We start from the raw sequence: 20,527 nt of genomic DNA on the forward strand, positions 1-20,527 counted from the left end.
CAAACCGGAGTCTCTCCTTGGATCCCTACCCAAGTTGGTAGCTTCCACCCTGGCAAGCACATGGCTGCACATGGGTCGGAAGCGCCCCCGCCCCCTTTTGCAGACCAATAACAACAAGGAAGTGAGCCTATGCTCAACATCTTTACGCTTGCCAATGGCCGTCTGGTGCAGGAAGAGATCGAATCCCTGCAGGACCTGGCCCGTTTTCAGCCGATCTGGGTCGACCTCGAGTCCCCCACCCTTGAAGAAAAGCGCTGGATCAAGCAGCACTACGGCCTGTCTATTCCCGAAGACGCGATGGACCAGGACATCGAGGAATCGGCCCGTTTCTACGAAGAAGACAATGGCGATCTGCACATCCGCAGCGACTTCCTGATCGATGACGAAGACGACCCGCGCAGCGTGCGCGTGGCTTTCATCATGAACCTGCACAATGCGTCACTCAAGAGCTATGGCGTGCTGTTTTCCATCCACGATGAGGATGTGCCGGTGTTCCGCCTGCTGCGCCTGCGTGCCCGCCGCGCGCCCGGCCTGATCGAGGACAGCAAGGACGTCCTGCTCAAGCTGTTCGATGCCGACGCCGAGTACTCGGCCGACACCCTGGAAGGCATCTACGACGACCTGGAAAAAGTCAGCACCCAGGTGCTGGCCGGCAATGTGACCGATACCCATGCGAGCGAAGTGCTCTCGGCCATCGCGCGCCAGGAAGACTTGAACGGCCGCATTCGCCGCAATGTGATGGACACCCGCCGCGCCGTGAGCTTTGTCATGCGCAGCAAGATGCTCAACTCCGACCAGTTCGAGGATGCGCGCCAGATCCTGCGCGACATCGAATCGCTGGACAACCACACCGCCTTCCTGTTCGACAAGATCAACTTCCTGATGGATGCGACCGTCGGTTTCATCAACATCAACCAGAACAAGATCATCAAGATCTTCTCGGTGGCCAGCGTCGCGCTGCTGCCACCCACCTTGATCGCCAGCGTCTACGGCATGAACTTCAAGTACATGCCCGAGATCGACTGGCAATATGGCTATGCCTACGGTATTGCGCTGATGGTGGGCAGCGCGCTGATCCCGATGCTGTACTTCCGCAAGCGCGGCTGGCTCAAGTAACGCCCCCCGCGCGCGCTACACCTGCTTGGGCCGCAGGCACCACAGCGCCGTTGCGGCCATCGAGGCGGCGAGCATCAGCACCCAGAGGGCGCCCAGCTGCCACTGCTCCAGCGCCAGGCCAAACAGAAAAGGGGCGCTGGCCTGGGTCATGCGGGCCGGCACCATCAGCAGGCCTTGGCGCTGGCCATAGCCTTGCGCGCCAAACATCGCCAGCGGCAGCGTACCAATGACGACCGTCATGATGCCGTTGCCCAGCCCAAAGGCCAACGCATAGGCCCAGGCACCCGGTGCACCAAAAACCGCCAGCAGCAAGGCCGCCAACGGATAGGCCGTCACGGCAATGCGCGCTGACCACAGCGGATGGGCGCGGCGCAGAAAAGCATAATCTGCAATGCGGCTGGCCACCTGGGCAGGGCCCACCAGCGCTGCCGCAGCCACGGCCGCCGTCGCGCTGGCGCCGCTGACCATCAGCAGGCGCGGCAGGTGCGACATCATCGAGGTGCCGATGAACCAGATCGCTGCAAAGGTCAGCGCCAGCAAGACCAGGCTGAGCCACTGGCCCCGCAAGGCAGCGGCAGGCGCGGCCGCCGGCAAGCCCGTTGGTGGTACCACCGCATCGGCGCTGGCACGCGCGGGCGCACGGGGCAGGCTCGCATGCAACGGCAGCAATACCAGCAACTGCACGCCCGCCCAGACCAGGCAGGCTTCGCGCCAGCCCCAGCCATGCAGCAGCCAGGTGGTCAGCGGCCAGCTCAAGGTGCTGGCAAAGCCGCCAAACAAGGTGATGCCGACAATGCTGCCCCGCGCTGCCTTGCCGTAGAGGCGCACCGAGGTGGCAAAGGCCGCCTCGTACAGCCCCGCTCCCATCGCCAGGCCCAGCAGCAGCCAGACCGCAAACAGCTGGACCTGGGTCTGCACCTGCGACAGCAGCACCAGCCCCAGCGCAAACAGCAGGTTGGTGGCCATCAGCAGCGGGCGCCCGCCCCAGCGGTCGATCAGCCGCCCGGCCACTGGCCCGGTGAGCGCCATCATCAGCAACGCCACCGAGAACGCCGCAAAGATGCGCGATGGCGGTATGCCCAGGCTCTCGCCCATCGCGCCGGCCAGGATGGCGGGCAGGTAGAACGCCGAGCCCCAGGACAGCATTTGCCCCAGGCCCAGCTTGCAGGTGGTCAGCACCTGGCCGGGCGCAAAGGATAGGGGCAGAAAAGGGGGCATGGTCGGCAACAGCGCATCAAGGCAGCGCGCCATTGTGACCACGCTTGCCGCGCTGCACAGTCACCCGCGCTACCGGGCCGTCGCCTAGCTGTTGGGCAAGCTCCGCACCAGGCTGCCGATGATGTGCTGCGCATAGCGGCTGGCAATGCTGCGGATGAAGCGCGGAAAGTCCAGGTGCGCGCTGTCGTCGGCCCGGTCGGAGATGCTGCGCATCGCAGCAAACGGCAAGCCGTGGTCGGTGCAGACCTGGGCGACGGCGGCGCCCTCCATCTCGACGGCCAGCGCATCCATGCCCGCTGCCCGCAAGCCGCTGCGCAGGGCCTGCACTTCGGCGGCGCTGCTGACAAAACGGTCGCCGCTGACGACGAGACCCTGGTGCATCTGCGGCGCGGGCAGGTCCAGTTCGGCCGTCCAGGCGGCTGCGCCACCGGCCAGGCATTGCTGCACGGCCACGGCCAGTTGCGCGCTCAGCGCAGCATCGCAGTCGAAAAGGGCCCGGCCATAGCCCGGCACCTCGTAGCGCGGGAAGATCGGCGAGGCGTCCAGGTCGTGCTGCGCATAGCGGGTGGCCACGACCACATCGCCCACCTGCACACCATCGCCCAGGCCTCCGGCCACACCGGTAAACACGATGCCGCGTGCGCCAAAGCGCTCGATCAGGGTCGCCGCCGTGCTGGCCGCCGCCACCTTGCCGATGCCCGACAGCGCCAGCACCACCGCCTGGCCGTGCAGCTGACCGCAGCTATAGCGGCGGCCGGCATGGTCGTGGATGCGGGCATCGGTCAGCAGCGCAGCAATGCCGGCCTGCTCCTCGGGAAGGGCGCTGAGAATGGCAAGGGTCACGTCGGAATCCAGAAAAGGCAAAGCGGAGATTGTCGCTGCAATCTCCGCTTTGCCGGGTTGGTTGGCGGTGAGGACGCTATAGCTCAGCGCCGCCTCCCTGCTCAGGCGTTGGTGCTTTGGTCGCGCAGCTCGCGCCGCAGGATCTTGCCGACCGGGGTCTTGGGCAGGTTGTCGCGGAACTCGATGTACTTGGGCCGTTTGTAGCCGGTCAGGTGCTCGGCGCAATGGGCGCGCAGCTGTGCCTCGGTCACATCGGCGGACTTGCGAACCAACACCAGCTTGATGGCCTCGCCGGTCTTCTCGTCGGGCACGCCGACCACCGCGCATTCGGCCACGCCGGGGAAGGAGGCGGCCACGTCCTCCACCTCATTGGGGTAGACGTTGAAGCCGCTGACCAGCACCATGTCCTTCTTGCGGTCGACGATGCGGAACATGCCATCGGGCTCCATGATGCCGATATCGCCCGAGCGGAAGAACCCGTCCTCGGTCATGGACTTGGCCGTCTCGTCCGGGCGCTGCCAGTAGCCGGCCATCACCTGCGGGCCGCGTATGCAGACCTCGCCGCGCTCGCCTTGTGGCACCGGCTCGCCGGCATCGTCGAGGATGGCCATGTCGGTGCCCGGCATCGGGTAGCCGATCGAGCCCGAGGCCTTCTGGCCGGTGCCGACGAAGTTGCAGCTGGCCACCGGGCTGGTTTCGGACAGGCCATAGCCTTCGACGATGGGCTGGCCAACGCGCTGCAGCCAGCGCTCGGCCACGGACGATTGCACCGCCGCGCCGCCGCCCACGACCACGCGCAGGTTCTTCCAGTTCACCTTGTCGAAATCGGGGTGGCTCATCAGGCCGTTGAACAAGGTGTTGACGGCTGGCAAGGTATGGAACTCGTACTTGCCCAGCTCGCCCAGCACCGCCTTCATGTCGCGCGGGTTGGGGATCAGCAGCACCTGGTGCCCAAGGCGCATCGACAGCAGAAAACAGACCGTGAACGCGAAGATATGGTAGAGCGGCAGCGCACAGACACACAGCGGCTGCTCCCCTTGCGGAATGGTCTTGAGCGCCGGCCCGTACCAGGCCTGCACCTGCAGCACATTGGCGCCCAGGTTGCGGTGCAGCAGCACCGCACCCTTGGCTACGCCGGTGGTGCCGCCGGTGTACTGCAGCGCAGCGACATCGTCCAGCCCGATCTCGACCGGCGAGAAGCTGTGGCGCTCGCCCTCCCGGATCGCATCGGGGTAGCGGATGCTGCGCTCCAGGGTGAAAGGCGCGACCAGCTTCTTGCTGTGGCGCACCACGTAGTTGACGATGCTGCCCTTGATCAGACCCAGGCAATCGCCCATGCTGCAGACAATGATCTTCTCGAGCTGGCGGTGGGCCGGGCAGTTCTGCACAGTGGCGCCAAAGTTCTCCAGCACGATCATCACCTTGGCGCCGCTGTCCTTGAGCTGGTGGTCCAGCTCCGAGGCGGTATAGAGCGGGTTCACATTGACCACCACGAGGCCCGCGCGCAACACGGCAGCGACAGCCGCCGCATACTGCGGCACATTGGGCATCATCAGCGCTACGCGGTCGCCCTTGGCCAGCGGCAAGGTCTGCAGGTAGGCAGCCAGCGCCACGCTGTAGTCGTCGAGCTGGCGGTAGCTGAAGCGCGCGCCCATGAAATGCAGCGCCGTGCGGTCGGCGTACTGGATGAAGGCCTGATTGAGCAACTGCACCAAGGTGGGAATGCGCTCAGGATCAATGTCCTCGGGAATCTCTGGGGGGTAAGCGGCCAGCCATGGGCGTTCGGTCATGCACAAGTCTCCTGTCGGTCATACAGCGGATGCCGGCGCCCAGTGCGCCCGGCTTGCTGTTGAGCCATGTTGTTCGATGTGACCCTATTGTGCAAATTCTGGGCCCATTCCAAGTCTGGATATACCCGTAAAAAGACAAAAAAAAGCCATGACCGAGGCCATGGCTGCTGCAGAGCAGGGGAAGCGATCAGCGCTTGGCGGGTGCGGCCGCGGCGGGTGCTGTCCCCGCAGGGGCAACCACCGACGCTGCTTTCTCCTCAGCGGCCTGCGGATTGGGCTTTTCCTTGCCAAACAGTACATCGGAGTCGTCCTGCTTGGTCTCGTAATACGGCTGCTGGTCGATCTCGTAAGGGAAAGGTGGCACGGTCAGCACGCCATTGAAGTAGCCGGTGCTCTCACGCATCGAGCGCGCCAGTGCTTGCGCCCAGCGGTCCAGCGAGCGGCCAGCGGCCAGAAAGTCCACGCTGCTGCGGATCGGCGGACGCACCAGGCGCTGGTCCACCAGCACCTGCGCTTCGACATAGCCGCCATTGCTGGTGGTGAACTGGTAGGACACATAGGCCACCGGGCGCGCAAAGTAGACACCAGCGGCCTCCAGTCGGGATGCCATCGCCGCATCGTTCTGCGCCAGCCAATCGCTGCTGTTGGCGGTGCGCTTGATGCGCAGGCAGTCCACGCGGCCAATGTTCAGGCCCTGGGTGCGCTCGACCAGCACGCCCTTTTGCTTGGGGCAGTCCTGGGTCCAGACGGTGTTCTTGTTGTTCAGGTCATCGACGTTGGAGCGCAGCGACATCACGCCCACCAGTTCGCCCAGCCTGGTGCGCATCTGCCAGAGCTTGGCCTGCAGCGGCTTGTCCTTGGCCAGGTCTTCGGGCAGCACATCGAGCACCTCGCTGTCGGTGCCCCAGTAGGTCCAGCGCAGGTCCGTGTTCTGGTCCATGGACACGAGGGTGCGGCCCACCGGCTCCACATTCGAAGGCAGCGGTGCGCAGGCGCTCAGCACCACGGCTGCGGCGGCGCACCCCAGCCAGGACAGAGAACGGGCAGCGGAAAAAGACATAGACGGATCCTGAAAACAGTGGCGGCGGCCCACAGACAGCGCGTGGCCTGTGCCACACCGCCAAGCCCTGCATCATAGCAAGGCCGTTGCGGATTCTGTCCGAGGCCGCCGGGCTGAATCAGGAGACTTCGGCAGCGAGTGTATCCAAATGCTTCACTTGCTCTGGCAACTGGCCGGCAGGTACTGTTGCGCCGCGCCATCAGCGCTGCAATGCCAGACCACCTTGCCGCCCTCGCCCTGCATCGGCTGCATCTGCAACTGGCCGTGGATGGTCAGCGCGGTCAGCGACATGTCCTCGCTGTCATACATCAGCCTGCCTTCCTGCTCGGGCGACACACCGGCATCGGACAGGGAGTCAGGTACTTCTTCATAGGTCTGGTAGTAGCGCGACAGCGCCTGGCGCACCGGCTCGGCCTGGGTCCATTCCTTCTCGAAAGCCTCCTTGCCCTTTTGCGACTGCATGCCTTGCATCAGCATATGGCTGAAGGCACCCCCACCGGCGCCGCCCTTGAGTGCCGGTATTGCGACCGCAGCAGCGATACCGATGATCGCGATCACCATCAGCAGGCCCACCGCCCCGCCGCCAGCCCGGCCGCCATAGGGCACGAACAGCGCAAACAGATAGGAGAAGGGATTGCGGCCCGGCATCTTGATGCCGGGGCTGATCATGCGCGCCACGCGCTTGGTCAGCCAGGGGTAGCCACTCAGCAGCTCGTGCAGATCGGGGAAGAAGCCCCGGTTGCTCATGGTCTGGCGCGCATACTGCACCAGATTGATGGTTTTCCACTTCTGCGCGCCAGCGGCGAGCACCGACAGCGCACGGCCTGCGGACTCCGAGCCTTCGCAGCAGGCGCGGCCGTGCAGGTCGCAGGTGTACTCCTTGGCACGCGCGTAGGCAGCCCCGACCAGCGGCAGCCACAGCACTGGCATGCGCCAGAAGTGCCCGGTCAGGTGGCCCTGCTTGATATGGCCCAGCTCATGGCCGAAGTAGAAGTTGATGCCATCGGGCAAGGCACGCATCGCGTCGACCGTGTCGCTCAGCACGATGACGAAGTTGCGGCCCAGAAAGCGGGTCGCAAAGGCATTCATCAAGCCATCGCCTTGCAGCAGATAGGCCTCGGGCGGGTCGACCAGCTCCAGCCTCTTGCAGCATTGCAGGTACTGCAGATACAGCTCGGGGAACTGCTCGTCCGACAGGCGCACGGCAGTGCCGCGCAGCCAGGCAATCAATGCCGACTGTGCAAAAAGATAAAAAATGAAACCGACGAGCAGGTAGATCAGCACCGTGCCCAGGGTCAGCAACAAGATCAGCAACCATGCCAACAGACCCAGAACCAGGGTGATGGCGCCCAGTGTCCGCTCGCGCGGATACACCCACTCCTTCATATGTATCTCCTCTGTAAAGAGCGCGTATCATGCCCGAGACACGCGGCCTTTATAGAGAGAATTTATAAGATGTTGCAAAGCAGCAACTGCCGCGATCTGAAGCTTACTTGCGGCTTACTTCGCGCAAGGTGACCAGCTCTTCGGCCATCGTCGGATGGATGCCGATCGTCTGGTCAAACAGCGCCTTGGTGGCGCCGGCCTTGAGGGCCACCGCAAAGCCCTGGGTGATTTCGGCGGCATCGGCGCCGACCACATGCAGGCCGAGTACCTTGTCGCTGGCGTCATCGACGACCAGCTTGACCAGGCAGCGCTCGCTGCGTCCCGACAAGGTATGGCGCAGCGGCTTGAAATCGCTGCGGTAGATGCGCACGGCCCCATGGCGCTCGCGGGCCTGGGCCTCGGTCAGGCCGACAGTGCCAATCTGCGGATGGGTGAACACCGCCGTCGGGATGTTGTCGTAGTCCATGACCCGTGCATCCTTGCCGGCCTCGGGGCCCCAGATATGGTCCACCCAGGCCATCGCTTCGGCCAGCGCCACCGGGGTCAGCTCCATGCGCCCCACGACATCGCCCAGCGCATGCACGCTCGGCTGGGCGGTGGCCATCTGCGCATCGACGACGATGGCGCCGCTCTTGTCCAGCGCAATGCCCAGCGCCTCCAGCCCCAGGCCGCTGACGTTGGCCTTGCGGCCGGTGGCGTACAGCACCTGGTCGGCCTTCAGGGTGCTGCCATCGGCCAGGGTCAGGGTGCGCTCGCCGCTGGCAGTGTCGCAGGCAATGGATGTCACCTCCGTCTTCATGCGCAGCTCCACCCCGCTCTTGCGCATTTCCTCGGCGACAAAGCTGCGCACCTCGTCGTCAAAGCCGCGCAGAATCTGGTCGCCCCGGTGCAGCAGGCTCACCTGGACGCCCAGCCCGTGGAAGATGCTCGCCATCTCGCAGCCGATGTAGCCGGCGCCCACGACCACCAGGCGGCGCGGCAACGTAGCCAGGTCAAACATGTCGTCGGAGACGATCACATGCTCGCTGCCGGGCAGGTCCGGGCGCACCGGCGTGCCGCCGGTGGCGATCAGGATATGGGCAGCGCGCAACGTGCGCACATCGGCGCCATCGGCAGAAACCACCACCGTGTGGGCATCGGTCAGACGGCCCTGGCCGGCAATGCGCTCCACCTGGGCATTGCGCATCAGGCCTTCGTAGATGCCGTTGAGCCGGGTGATTTCCCGCGCGCGTGCTGTCTTCAGCGCCTGCCAATCCAGCGCAATGGTCTCGGGCATTTGCCAGCCATAGCCACGCGCCTCGTCAAAGGCCTCGGCGTAACCGGCCGCATAGCTGTAGAGTTTTTTGGGAATGCAGCCGACGTTGACGCAGGTGCCGCCCATGGCCTTGGACTCCACCACCGCCACCCTGGCGCCCCGCGCTGCCGCCATGCGTGCAGCCCGCACGCCCCCCGATCCGCCACCAATCACCACCAGGTCCAGGTCCCAGGAATGGCTTGTCTGCATGCTGTGCGCTCCTTTGTTTGCGATGCATGGCATTGTGCAAAAACACCGGCCGCAGTGCGCGTGTGCGGTTATCGCCGCATCGCGTAGGCCCAAAAGCAAAAGCCTGCAATGCGGGTGCGATTGCAGGCTTGGCGGCCAGTGCCCCAGGCACTGGCAATGCAGGCAGATTTACTTGACCAGCTGGGCCAGATCGCCGGCGCTGTACTTCTTGGCCATCTGCTCCAGGCTGTAGCCCTTGATCTTGCCGCCCTGGCCTTCGCAGCCGAACTCGATGTAGCGGGCCTTGCAGACTTGCTTGGCAGCTTCACGGGCGGGCTTGAGCCATTCGCGGGCGTCGAACTTGTCGGGGTTCTCGGCCAGGAACTTGCGCACCGCGCCGGTCATCGCCAGGCGGATGTCGGTGTCGATGTTGATCTTGCGCACGCCGTACTTGATGGCTTCCTGGATCTCTTCGACGGGCACGCCGTAGGTTTCCTTCATCTTGCCGCCGTACTGGTTGATGATGGCCAGCAGTTCCTGGGGCACCGACGAGGAGCCATGCATCACCAGGTGGGTGTTGGGGATGCGGGCATGGATTTCCTTGACGCGCGAGATCGCCAGGATGTCGCCGGTGGGCTTGCGGCTGAACTTGTAGGCGCCGTGGCTGGTGCCGATGGCAATGGCCAGCGCGTCCAGTTGCGTGGCCTTGACGAACACGGCCGCTTCCTCGGGGTCGGTCAGCATCTGGCTGTGGTCCAGCTTGCCTTCGGCGCCAATGCCGTCTTCTTCGCCGGCTTCACCGGTTTCCAGGTTGCCCAGGCAGCCCAGCTCGCCTTCGACGGTGGCACCGATCTGGTGGGCCATCGCGACGACCTTCTGGGTCACGTCGACGTTGTAGTCAAAGGACGACGGGGTCTTGCCGTCGCTCATCAGCGAGCCGTCCATCATCACCGAGCCAAAGCCCAGGTTCAGCGCGCCCTGGCAGACTTCAGGCGTCGTGCCGTGGTCCTGGTGCATCACCAGCGGGATGTGGGGGTACATCTCGGCAGCAGCCTGGATCAGGTGCTTGATGAAGGGCTCACCGGCATACTTGCGGGCGCCGGCGCTGGCCTGCAGGATCACGGGCGCACCCACTTCGTCTGCCGCCGACATCACGGCCTGGACCTGCTCCAGGTTGTTGACGTTGAAGGCAGGGATGCCGTAGCCATTTTCGGCGGCATGGTCGAGCATTTCGCGCATCGAGATCAAAGGCATGGTGGTCGTGTCCGTTCTAATGCAAAGAAAGAGTGCTGCAGCGGCCACAGCAGCCGCGTCAACACCCTGGATTCATGTCTGCGGCATGGTAACCGCTTGGTAACTGCCTATTTTAGCAAGCTCAGGCCATCTGGGCGAGCGGCATACTGAGGCGGTAGCAAGTGGTATAGGGCGCCAGCGCCTGCGGCTGCGCAAAACTGCCCCCGTGCAGCGCCATGATGCGCTGCACGATCTGGTGGCCCAGCTGCAGGCTGTCCACAGGTTCGGGCACGGGCTGCTGCTGCACGCGCCCGCCATCGTCGCAGACCTGCAGCCAGCACTGCCCCCCGTCCATGCCGCCCTGCACCTCGATCTGCGTGCCCTCGGGGGTGTGGCGCAGCGCATTCTCGACCAGGTTGCGCAAGGCCACCTCCAGCAGCACGGCATGGCCTTTCACCCACAGTTGTTCAGGCATCTCTACGGCCACGCTGCTGCCCCGGCGCCAGGCCGCCTGCGCGTACTCAGCCACCATGCTGCGGGCCAGCTGCGCCAGGTCCACCGGCGCGGCCTGCTGGGTCAGCGCCACCCGGTTGCTGCGGGCCAGCGCCAGAATCTGGTTGAGCACATGGCCTGCGCGCAGCGCATCGGCATGCAGGCGCTGCACCGCCTGGGCCTGCTGGGCGGGGTCCAGCCCGCCTTGCAGGGATTGCGCATGCAGGCTGATGGAGGCCAGCGGCGTGCGCAGCTCATGGGCGACCTGGTTGGCCAAGGTCCGCTCGCGCTCCATCGCCTCGTCATTGCGGTCTAGCAAGCTGTTGAAGGCCAGGGTCACCGCCCGGAACTCCTGCCAGTTGTGGCCGGTGGACAGGCGCTGGCCCTGCTCGGGTTCGAGCTGCTCCACATCGCGCGAGAGCTGGGTCAGCGGCTTGAGGCCGGCGCGGATCGTCAGCCCCAGCACCAGGGTGACGACCGGCAGCAGCCACAAACCCGGCAGGATCATCTGCCCGGCAATGTCATCGGCCAGGTCATCGCGCTCCTGCAGGTTGACCAGTACCGCCACCTTGCGCGTGTGTTCGGTGTTCCACTGGGTGAAGGTACGCCAGACCTCATGCCTCGCGCCCAGCTGCGCATCAAAGAAACCGCTGCGTCCATCGGCAAAATGCAGGCGCGGCGCACTGCCGACGTTGAGTACCAGGTCACCGTCGGCGGTCCAGACCTGCAGACTCATCGACTGCTGGTAGTCATGCGCATGCAGCCCCGGCAGCGGCACCCGCTCGGTCGGCAGGCCGGCAGGGATTTGCGCGCTGTAAGGAATGTTGAGCACCAGCGCGGCGACGCCGGCCAGGTGCCCGTCAGTCAGCTCATCGGCCTCTTCAATACCGGTTTGGTAGGCCCAGTAGACAAAGCTGGCCCAGACAACCACCAGCGCCCCCAGAATCCAGACCAGCAGCCGGGTGCGCAGCTGCGGCAGGCGCGGGGGCTTGGCCGCCAGGTTCACGATGCCTGGTCCTGGGGCATGAAGTAGCCCACGCCACGCATCGTCAGGATGTAGTCGGCGCCGAGCTTTTTGCGCAGGTGGTGGATATGCACCTCCACCGCATTGCTCTCGACCGAGGCATCAAAGCTGTAGAGCTTTTCTTCCAGCTGCTGGCGCGACAGCACCCTGCCATGGGCCTGCAGCAGGATCAGCAAGATCGTGTAGGCCCGGGGCGAGAGCTCGACGCCTTCGTCGCGCAGCCGCACCTGGTGCAAGGCCGGGTCCAGCACCAGGTCGCGGTAGTGGATCAGCGGATTGGCGCGGCCCGCCGCGCGGCGGACCAGCGCGCGCAACCGGGCCTGCAGCTCTTCGGCATCGAAGGGCTTGGAGAGGTAGTCGTCCGCGCCCAGGTCCAGGTTTTCAATGCGGTCGTGCACGCCGTCGCGGGCCGTCAGCACGATGACCGGCGTCGCCGGATCGGGCAGGCTTTTGCGCAGGCCCGTGGGCGGCGGCGCATTGCGCAGCTGCTGCAAGAGGCGCGAGCCGTCGCCATCGGGCAGGCCCAGGTCCAGCAGCACGACATCAAAGCCCTCGGCCGTCAGCGCGCGCCAGGCCTCGGCCAGTGTCGGGCACCAGTCCACCGCATGGCCGCGCTGCTGCAGATTGGCCTTCAGGCCCTCGGCAATGCCGGCATCGTCTTCCACCATGAGTATGCGCATGGCTGGCATTGTGCATGACTTGGGCCTGCGCGCCTATGGCCTGCGCCAGGGGCCTGGGACATTAAGAAGCCCTTAAGCCGGTCGGCGCAGCATGCAATGATGCCTTCCTGCCCTCCCGTCCCCCTGACCGAACCCCGCCCCGCTCTCTACAACCCCCGCTGGCTGCTGGCCACCGTGCTCAGTTTTTTGCTGATTGCGCTCTGGGATGCCTCCGGCCAAGACCTGGCGCTGGCCCACGTCTGGGGCACCGCCCAGGGCTTTGCGCTGCGGGACGACCATTTTCTGGTCACCTATATGCACCAGGGCATGCGCAACCTGGGCTGGGTGATCGTGCTGGCGCTGAGCCTGGGCGTCTGGCTGCCCTTTGGCCTGTTGCGCAAGCTGCCCACCGCCCGTCGGGTGCAGCTGCTGGTCAGCATTCTGGCGTCTCTCGCGGTGGTGTCCATCCTCAAGCGCAGCAGCGCCACCAGCTGCCCCTGGGATCTGTCGGTCTTCGGCGGCGTGGCCGAGTATGTATCCCACTGGCGCTGGGGCGTGCATGACGGGGGCGCGGGCCGATGCTTTCCGGCCGGCCATGCGGCGGCGGGCTTTTCCTTTGTTGGCGGCTATTTTGCGCTGGCCCGCGACACACCGCGCGCCGCCCGCTGGTGGCTGGCGGTCGCCTTGGCTGTGGGCCTGCTGCTCGGCATTGGCCAGCAAATGCGCGGTGCCCACTACATGAGTCACACCTTGTGGACCGCCTGGCTGTGCTGGACCGCAGGCCTGGTCATCGACATGGGCATGGCACGCCGCCGTCTCAGCGCCTGAACGCCTGAACCGCGCCGGGGGCGCTGCCCCTCAGCCCATCAAGCGCCAGTGGTTGTCGAACATCAGCCCGGTCACTGTGTCCAGCGCAGGCACCGCCTGGTCGCTGCTGCGGCTGGTCCGCTCGGCCACCCCATGGCCGCCGCCGGCCCATAGCCGCCCGCCATCGCGGGCCACCGGGCAGACTTCGCTTTGCGGGCTGCTGCCCAGGTAGCGCGCCTGGGCGTCAAACCAGGCCATGCAGTCGGACTTGGGGCAGCTGACGACAAACCCCCCTTGCGCGAGGGGCGCGCATTCCACGCTGCCGCCGTAGCCGGCCAGCGGTGGCTGGTCCTGCGCCAGCAGCAGCCGCTGGCCGTCCCAGACGGCGAAGATGGGCGCGCTGTGGCGCCGCGCATCGCCATGCTCGGCCTGCAGCGCAATGCCCAGGCGCTGGCGCGCGCCATCCCAGGCCAGGTGCCGGATCGACAGGCGCGGGTCGGGCAGCTTCCACTGGCCCAGCAGGCGCCCATCGGCCGGGTGCAGTGCGACCAGGGACGGGTCCATGCTGTCCAGCCATTTCTTGCTGCGCCCGGTCTCGCTTTGGGTGGGAATGCCGCCATTGGCGACGACCAGGGTGCCGGCCGGCAGACTGCCCAGCGCGGCCGGCAGCACCAGCAATTCGTGCGGATCCATGCCATGGCTGCGCCATTCGGCCCGCTTCTGCAGGCTGGCGGCATCGCGCAGCCCGATGCAGCCCTGGCTGTCTTCCAGATCGGTTTCGGTGGTGAAGAGAATGCCGCTGCGGCCTGCGCCCGCTTGGGCCTGCCAGGCCTGCGCGGTGGCGGGCGCCGCCAGCGCCACATGGCCGTTGAAGCAGCGGTCCTCCTGCATCCAGGCCCATTGCAGCGCGTCCGTCTCGGGCTGCCAGCGCAGCAGCCAATCGCCGGGCCGGCGCGCGGCAAACACCAGTTGGCCGCCCGGCAGGGTTTGCACACCATGGCCGCGTGTGGGCAACGGGGTGCGCGCTGCCATGCGCCAGGCATGGCCGCCGCCTGCCTGGGGCAGCACTTCGAGCACACCGGCCCAGTCCTGCGCCATCGCACTGGGTCCATCGCGCCAGACGGCTGCGAGCCGGCTTATACCCGCCGTACTGCCCGCCGTGCTGCCCGCATCGTTGGCAAAGGACAGCTCGGCCAGGCCCAGCGCGCCCATCGCCGACGCGCCCAGCCCGCGCAGCAGCGCACGCCGGGGCAGGGATGTGGATAACACCGTCACCGTTTGCCCTCAGTCGCCATCGCTGTCGCTAAAGCCCAGCGGAATATCGAGCGCCGGCGCCACCTCGGCCTGGTACAGCGCGGTGATGCCCTTGAGCTTGGTGGCGAGCGCCAGAATCTCGCTGTTGGCCTGCGCGCCCTCCTGGGTGGGCAGCGTGCCCGGCGCCGGCATCGCGGCATCGGCCGCGCCCATGGCCTCGCGCCAGCGCTGGGCCAGGGCAATATGGCCCTTGCTGAGCAGCAGTGCTTCGATCGAGATCAGGTCCTTGCCGGGCACGGGCGGCTGCTGGCGCTGCGCCAGGGTGAGCAAGGCCTGGGCATGCAGGGCCTGCCACTGGGTCTGCCACTCGCGCCAGTTGTCGGCCATCGCGATGCGGGCAAAGGCGGGCGCCTTGTTGCTGCCCTCGACCACCTTGACCGGCTTTTCCATCTGCGCCCAGCGCAGCCGCTCCAGCCCGCCCAGCCACTGGTTGATCCATTCCTCGATCGCCGCGCCCGTCTCCTTGGCGCCGGGGCTGGCGGCATCTTCAGGCTCGCTCTCCGAGCCTTCGACGCTCCAGGTCTTGCTGCGCAGGGGCTCCAGCGCCGCCTGCAGGCTTTGGGCCTCGGCGCTGATTGCCCGGGCCACCTGCACCGCAAACGCGCACTCCGGGCTGGCCGGCTGCAGGCCCTGGCTCAGCAGCCAGTCCAGCGCGCCAAAGCCCTTGGCAGGTGTGCCCACCAGCTCCATGTCGGCGGCGGTCTGCGGGCCTTTCTTGACGGCGCGGGTGATCAGCGCCGTGCGGATCGGCGTGAAATCGATCTGCCGCAGCGAGCGGCGCTCCACCAAGGGCCCGACGCTGGGCGTTGACAACTGCAGCCAGGCGGTATGGCTGCGCTGCCACTGGCCGCGCAGCTCTGCTGCCGCCGTTTTGGCGGCAGCCGCCGGCCCGGCGCAGTAGTTCGTCAGTGCCTGGTCCTGCGCGTTGGCGGCCTGGGTAAACGCCGCCGCGCGCGCTGGCAGGTGCTGGCCATACAGGCTTTGCAGCGCCTGGGCGGCCGTGTAGTAGGGCATGGGGGTGTCCGCGGCCTGCGCCAACGGGGCAAGGCTGCCCGTGGCGGCCAGGGCCGCCAGGGCGCAGGCCCTGCCCAGCGATTGCGCGGCCGTCACAGGCCAGCGCTTGGTACCGACTTGCGTCATAGCGACTCCACAAACTTGACCAGGGCCTCGCGCTCGGAAGCCCCCATGTTCAGCACCTGCTGCTTGGCCTGCTCGGCCTCGCCGCCATGCCAGAGAATGGCCTCCAGCACGCCGCGCGCACGGCCATCGTGCAGCAGGCGCTGGTGGCCGTTCACGTCCTGAATCAGGCCAATGCCCCACAGCGGCGGCGTGCGCCACTGCTGGCCGTTGGCCAGAAAGTCCGGCCTGCCATCGGCCAGCGCCGGGCCCATGTCATGCAACAGCAGATCGGTGTAGGGCCAGATCTTCTGGCCAGCAATGTTCTTGGCCGTCAGCCTGGGGAAGGGGCCGGGGCCGGTAACATAGCTGGGCTTGTGGCAGACGGCGCACTGCGCCTGGGCAAACAGGCGCTGGCCCAGCTTGACGGCCGAGTCATTGATGTTGCGGCGGGCCGCAGGCGCCAAGGTGGCCTGGTAGAAGATCACATCGTCGAGCGTCTTGTCGTCGATCTCGGGGGCATCGGCGCGCGCCTGCGCCGCCGTGCGGCCGGCGGTGGATTTGTCCAGTCCGCCGCCATGCGGTGCGGCCAGGCAGTCCTTTTGCGCCGGGGTGCAGTTCTCGTTCGGGAAAATGCGCGAGGTGATGCCCATGTCGCCCGAGAAGGCGTTGGCCGTCTGGTGCGCGACGCTGGGCGAGTTGGCCTTCCAGCCGAAGCGGCCAATCGCCTCACGCTGGCCATAGGCATCCCAGACGCGGTTGACCTGACCCTTGATGGGGCCGGCCAGCGCCGCCTGCTCCTGCACATTGGCGAGGATGTCGGCCTCGGCAATGGCCTCGATCAGGCCCACGCCCACCACCTGGGGTGCGATCCGCGGGCTCAGCATCACATCCTTGGCCATCGGGCCGTAGCCCAGGTCGGTCAGCTCGTAGCGGGGCTGGATGAGTTCGTAGGCCGTGCCATCGGCAAAGCGGCCCTGGATCGGCGTGCCGTGGATGCGCACGATGCCCTCTGGCTTGACGCCCTGCACGGCCGCGTTGTTGAACTGGTCGCCATAGGTCGGCTCGGGCACCACGCCCGCATGCGGGTCGGCCTTGCCGGGCACCGACAGGCGGATCAGCAGCGCCACCGTGGGCTCGGGATCGGGCCCCAGCGTGCGGTGGAACTCTGGCGGCTCACCGCGCCCATCCATGACGTGGCAGCCCGCGCAGCTGCGGGCAATGAAATGCGGGCCCAGGCCATCGCGCAGCCGGGTCGAGGCCGGTGCCTCCACCCAGTTGCGCTTGAAAAACGAGTTGCCAATGACAAAGCGCGTGCGCTCTGCATCGGCCAGCGAGGCAAAAGGAAACGAGAACGCGTTCTTGCCGGTGGCAAACACCGTGGTGTCGCCGCCGGTCATCTCGCTGGGGTCTTGCACGGGCGCCACTACGGCGGCCTCGGCGGGGGCGCTGGTCTGCGCCACGCTGGCCTCCGGGCGCAGGGCCACCACCAGGGCGGTGGCCGCGCACAGACCCGCTGCTGCCCATGCCAGCCGCTGCGCGCGGCCACCGGGCTTGTTGTCATTCATCTTCACAGACATAGTGCAGCAACGGTCCTTCGTCAGGGCTGGACCAGGGTCAGCTTGGTGATGCCGATGGCATTGGCCGCCTGCACCAGCAGCTTGGACTGCTCGGTGGCGCTGTCCACCGCCGCCTGGATGCGCTTGCGGCCGGGTGCGTCGGCGCCGCCAATGATTTCGCGGTCGAACGGTGCCTGGATGCCCTCGGTCGCCTTGACCGTGCTGTCGATCTGCGCGCTGGTCTTGCCCGACAGTTCGGCGTTCTTGGCCGCCACCAGGTCGGCCAGCGAGGCCACCTTCAGGGTCGAGCCATCGCGGCGCTTGTACTGGCCCAGCCAGACGTTCTGGATGCCGGTGGCATTGGCAACCATGTCGCGGTGGGTGTTGTCGGAGAAGCAGGAATGCTCGTCTTCCTGGTCCTGCGAGTTGAGCGGCACTTCCATGCGCTCGCCCGCCAGTTCGCCGCGCGAGAGCGAGCCCAGGCCGACGATGATCTTGCGCACCGACTCCACGCCACCCTTGTCAAACTGGGCGCGGTAGTTCTTCTGGCCCGGCGCCCAGGCCTTGGTGACGTTGGCCAGATCGTCGATCAGCAGCTCGGTCACCACCTTCAGGTAGAGGCGGCGGCGGTCGGCATGGGGGCGCTTGCCATCGACATAGTCTTCAAACGAGCGGTCGCCCGGGCCGGTTTCGGACAGGTCCTGGCCCCAGAGCAGAAACTCGATCGCATGCCAGCCGGTGGCAATGTTTTCCTCGCCACCGCGCTCGTTTTGCTTGGCCAGGTTGGCCTTGGTGATCTTGAACTTGGGATCGTTGATGAAGCCGGCGTTAGGCTTGCCCTCGACATAGTCCACATAGGACTCGTCCATCGGCCAGGCATTGATCTGGCCTTCGGGGCCGTTCTCGTCATCGATCGGGCCGCCGTAGAAGCGGAAGGCTTCCGTCTGGCCATAGAACTCACGCGCGTCGAGCCAGCTCTTGCGTGCGGCTTCCAGCGTCTCTTTGGAGGGAGCTGCGAGCAAGGCGGCAATGGCCTTTTGCATGTCGCGTGCCGATGCCAGGCTGTCGCTGTAGTTGGCGTAGACCAATTCGCTGTAGCCCACTGCCACCGCACGGGCGTCCAGCTTGCCGGCCTTGGCGGCCGCCGTCTGTGCAAACGCCGGTGCAGACACGCCGGCAACTGCGCCCAAACCCAGGCCCAAGGCCAGCCCCAACACCGAACGGCGTACTAGTCGTTGCGACATAGATTCCCTCTTCCAAAAAAACATGCAGGCACAGCGGCGCTGTGCTGCTCAACAACAAGGGTTTGGCTGGGCTGCTATAGGCGTGCGTGTTGTGAATTCTTATCGCAGCAGCTTGGCTAGGTGGTCGAAAGCCAGGCGGGTGAAGCACCGGTCTGCCCCTGTCTCCGGGGGCAAGAAAGCCTGGTTTCGAATGGCTTCAGCGCAGTCCCTTGGTCCACACGGGCGTATGGGCAGGCTCGCTGAGCGGCATAGTATCGCCGCAGTCACAAATCCGCACAACCTGGGACGGATCTAGCGATCCTCTGCAGGGCCCTTGCCCAATGGGATGGACGCGGACCGGGATGCGGCGCATCGCGCCTTTTGCCGTCGAGCGATAACAGGGGCTTTGCAGCAGGTCCCCATGCGGCGCAAAAAAAGGGCGCCTGCAAGCGCCCCGGTACCGGTCAAAGGCCAGGCGGCTTTAAAGCACGCGGCTGATCTTCATCATGTTGGTGCCGCCGGGCGAGCCCATCGGCTCGCCACAGGTGATCGCATAGATATCGCCGCTTTGCACGATATCGCGGGCCTTCAGGTGCACCTCGGCCTGGGCCAGTGCGGTGTCGCGGTCGGCGCTGGTGTCCATCAGCAACGGGCGCACATTGCGGTACAGCGCCATCTTGCGCTGGGTAGCCACCTTCGGCGTCAGCGCGTAGATGGGGATCTGGGTGCGGTGGCGGCTCATCCACAGCGCGGTCGAGCCGCTGTCGGTCATCGCGACCAGGGCCTTGGCACCCAGATGGGTGGCAGTGAACAGCGCGCCCAACGCGATGCTCTGGTCGATGCGCTGGAAGGTCTTGCCCACAAAGTCGGTGTCCACATCCCAGTCGGCCGAGGCCTCAGCCTGGGCGCAGATGTCAACCATCTCCAGCACCGTCTCCAGCGGGAACTTGCCGGCAGCCGTCTCGGCGCTCAGCATCACGGCGTCGGTGCCGTCCAGCACGGCATTGGCCACGTCGCTCACCTCGGCGCGGGTGGGCACGGGGTTGGTGATCATGCTCTCCATCATCTGCGTGGCGGTGATGACCACCTTGTCCATCTCGCGCGCCATGCGGATCATCTTCTTTTGCAAGGCCGGCACCGCCGCATGGCCCACTTCCACCGCCAGGTCACCGCGCGCGACCATGATGCCGTCGGACACGCGCAGGATGTCTTCCAGGTGCGGAATCGCCTCGGCACGCTCGATCTTGGCAATCAGGCCGGGGCGGTGGCGGTACTCGGCTGCGGCCACCATGCACAGCTGGCGTGCCATTTCCATGTCGGTGGCGGTCTTGGGAAAGCTGACGGCTACGTAGTCGGCCTGGAAGCTCATCGCGGTCTTGATGTCCTCCATGTCCTTGGCCGTCAGCGCCGGCGCGGTCAGGCCGCCGCCCTTTTTGTTGATGCCCTTGTTGTTGGACAGCTCGCCACCGAGCTTGACGGTGGTGTGCACCGCGTCGCCCAGCACACCATCGACGGTCAGCACGATCAGGCCGTCGTTGAGCAGCAGCACATCGCCCGCGCGCACATCGCGGGGCAGCTCCTTGTAGTCCAGACCCACGCCCTGCAGGTCACCGGGCTCCTGGCGGGAGGCATCGAGTACAAACTTCGCGCCCGGCTCCAGCATCACCTTGCCTTCGGCAAACTTGCCGACACGGATCTTGGGGCCTTGCAGGTCGGCCATGATCGCCACTTCACGGCCGGCACGCTGCGCCGCCTCGCGCACCATCCGGGCGCGGTCCACATGGTCCTGCGCCTTGCCGTGGCTGAAGTTCAGACGCACCACATTGACCCCCGCACGGATCATCTCTTCGAGCAGGGCCGGCTCGCTGGAGGCGGGGCCCAGCGTGGCAACAATCTTGGTGGCGCGGCGGATCTTGGGCGAAATCATGGACAGGTCCCTGTGTCTTTGTCTCAAAAGTGGGGCCGGCCCTGTCACCAGATACCGGCCCGATGTAATTCAGTTCCATTCTGACACGAGAAACAGCCACTGCGAGTTACAGCGCGGTTTCATTCGATGTGCGTTTGCACAATGGCGCGGCCCGCAAAAAACACCTGCAAGACGCTAGGGATCCTCTGCAAAACCCTCGCCAAGCGGGATGGACGCGGATCGGGATGAGACGCAAGGCGTCTTTCGCAGTCAATAGCGAGCTATTGACAAGGAAGAC

At 66.0% G+C, this 20,527-nt stretch carries 16 protein-coding genes; 2 read left to right on the plus strand and 14 right to left on the minus strand.

Features of this window, described 5'->3' with window-relative positions; genetic code table 11:
- Nucleotides 1–129 precede the first annotated feature (129 nt).
- Nucleotides 130–1,116: a magnesium/cobalt transporter CorA gene (gene corA / locus ACHWUQ_RS02905; protein WP_239809765.1), complete on the plus strand. Its 987-nt coding sequence runs from the start codon at nucleotides 130–132 to the stop codon at nucleotides 1,114–1,116.
- 15 nt (nucleotides 1,117–1,131) lie between these two features.
- Here corA and ACHWUQ_RS02910 read toward each other — a convergent pair whose 3' ends face one another.
- The 9 genes from ACHWUQ_RS02910 to ACHWUQ_RS02950 form a co-directional block, all read right to left on the minus strand.
- On the minus strand, nucleotides 1,132–2,334 hold the full coding sequence (locus tag ACHWUQ_RS02910) for an MFS transporter (protein ID WP_394680298.1): 1,203 nt from the start codon (nucleotides 2,332–2,334) through the stop codon (nucleotides 1,132–1,134).
- Nucleotides 2,335–2,418: 84 nt separating this feature from the next.
- Nucleotides 2,419–3,177, minus strand: coding sequence for a 5'-methylthioadenosine/adenosylhomocysteine nucleosidase (locus tag ACHWUQ_RS02915; RefSeq protein WP_394680299.1), 759 nt, complete (start codon nucleotides 3,175–3,177; stop codon nucleotides 2,419–2,421).
- Between the two features lie 101 nt (nucleotides 3,178–3,278).
- A complete protein-coding gene (locus ACHWUQ_RS02920; RefSeq protein ID WP_394680300.1) occupies nucleotides 3,279–4,967 on the minus strand; it encodes an AMP-binding protein in 1,689 nt (562 codons plus the stop codon).
- Nucleotides 4,968–5,154: 187 nt separating this feature from the next.
- On the minus strand, nucleotides 5,155–6,027 hold the full coding sequence (locus ACHWUQ_RS02925) for a hypothetical protein (RefSeq protein ID WP_239809769.1): 873 nt from the start codon (nucleotides 6,025–6,027) through the stop codon (nucleotides 5,155–5,157).
- A gap of 153 nt (nucleotides 6,028–6,180) precedes the next feature.
- Nucleotides 6,181–7,413, minus strand: a complete 1,233-nt coding sequence (locus ACHWUQ_RS02930) for a M48 family metallopeptidase (protein ID WP_394680301.1) — start codon at nucleotides 7,411–7,413, stop codon at nucleotides 6,181–6,183.
- 103 nt (nucleotides 7,414–7,516) lie between these two features.
- Complete coding sequence (gorA, locus tag ACHWUQ_RS02935) at nucleotides 7,517–8,917, minus strand: glutathione-disulfide reductase (protein ID WP_373449095.1); 1,401 nt, start codon at nucleotides 8,915–8,917, stop codon at nucleotides 7,517–7,519.
- 168 nt (nucleotides 8,918–9,085) lie between these two features.
- The gene (gene fba / locus ACHWUQ_RS02940; RefSeq protein WP_239809772.1) at nucleotides 9,086–10,150 is read right to left on the minus strand and encodes a class II fructose-bisphosphate aldolase; all 1,065 of its coding nucleotides are present in this window, start codon (nucleotides 10,148–10,150) and stop codon (nucleotides 9,086–9,088) included.
- A gap of 121 nt (nucleotides 10,151–10,271) precedes the next feature.
- Nucleotides 10,272–11,621: a histidine kinase dimerization/phospho-acceptor domain-containing protein gene (locus ACHWUQ_RS02945; protein ID WP_394680307.1), complete on the minus strand. Its 1,350-nt coding sequence runs from the start codon at nucleotides 11,619–11,621 to the stop codon at nucleotides 10,272–10,274.
- 2 nt (nucleotides 11,622–11,623) lie between these two features.
- Nucleotides 11,624–12,325 carry a response regulator transcription factor gene (locus tag ACHWUQ_RS02950; RefSeq protein WP_239809774.1) on the minus strand — a complete coding sequence of 234 codons (702 nt, stop codon included), beginning with the start codon at nucleotides 12,323–12,325 and terminating at the stop codon, nucleotides 11,624–11,626.
- A gap of 99 nt (nucleotides 12,326–12,424) precedes the next feature.
- On the opposite strand from ACHWUQ_RS02950, the gene ACHWUQ_RS02955 reads away from it, so the two are divergent.
- Nucleotides 12,425–13,132, plus strand: a complete 708-nt coding sequence (locus ACHWUQ_RS02955) for a phosphatase PAP2 family protein (protein ID WP_394680302.1) — start codon at nucleotides 12,425–12,427, stop codon at nucleotides 13,130–13,132.
- 30 nt (nucleotides 13,133–13,162) lie between these two features.
- On the opposite strand, the gene ACHWUQ_RS02960 is transcribed toward ACHWUQ_RS02955, so the two are convergent.
- From ACHWUQ_RS02960 to pyk, 5 genes are all read right to left on the minus strand, one after another.
- Nucleotides 13,163–14,386, minus strand: a complete 1,224-nt coding sequence (locus tag ACHWUQ_RS02960; protein WP_394680303.1) for a DUF1513 domain-containing protein — start codon at nucleotides 14,384–14,386, stop codon at nucleotides 13,163–13,165.
- Nucleotides 14,387–14,395: 9 nt separating this feature from the next.
- Nucleotides 14,396–15,565: an imelysin family protein gene (locus ACHWUQ_RS02965; RefSeq protein ID WP_394680304.1), complete on the minus strand. Its 1,170-nt coding sequence runs from the start codon at nucleotides 15,563–15,565 to the stop codon at nucleotides 14,396–14,398.
- Nucleotides 15,562–17,121, minus strand: a complete 1,560-nt coding sequence (locus ACHWUQ_RS02970) for a di-heme oxidoredictase family protein (RefSeq protein ID WP_394680305.1) — start codon at nucleotides 17,119–17,121, stop codon at nucleotides 15,562–15,564. Before ACHWUQ_RS02970 ends, ACHWUQ_RS02965 begins: the two co-directional genes overlap by 4 nt.
- Before the next feature lie 20 nt (nucleotides 17,122–17,141).
- Nucleotides 17,142–18,344, minus strand: coding sequence for an imelysin family protein (locus tag ACHWUQ_RS02975; RefSeq protein WP_394680306.1), 1,203 nt, complete (start codon nucleotides 18,342–18,344; stop codon nucleotides 17,142–17,144).
- A 460-nt stretch (nucleotides 18,345–18,804) separates the two neighbouring features.
- Nucleotides 18,805–20,250 carry a pyruvate kinase gene (gene pyk / locus ACHWUQ_RS02980; RefSeq protein ID WP_239809780.1) on the minus strand — a complete coding sequence of 482 codons (1,446 nt, stop codon included), beginning with the start codon at nucleotides 20,248–20,250 and terminating at the stop codon, nucleotides 18,805–18,807.
- Nucleotides 20,251–20,527 lie beyond the last annotated feature (277 nt).

The sequence above is a fragment of the uncultured Comamonas sp. genome, from assembly GCF_964277875.1.
GTDB lineage: Bacteria > Pseudomonadota > Gammaproteobacteria > Burkholderiales > Burkholderiaceae_C > Comamonas > Comamonas sediminis.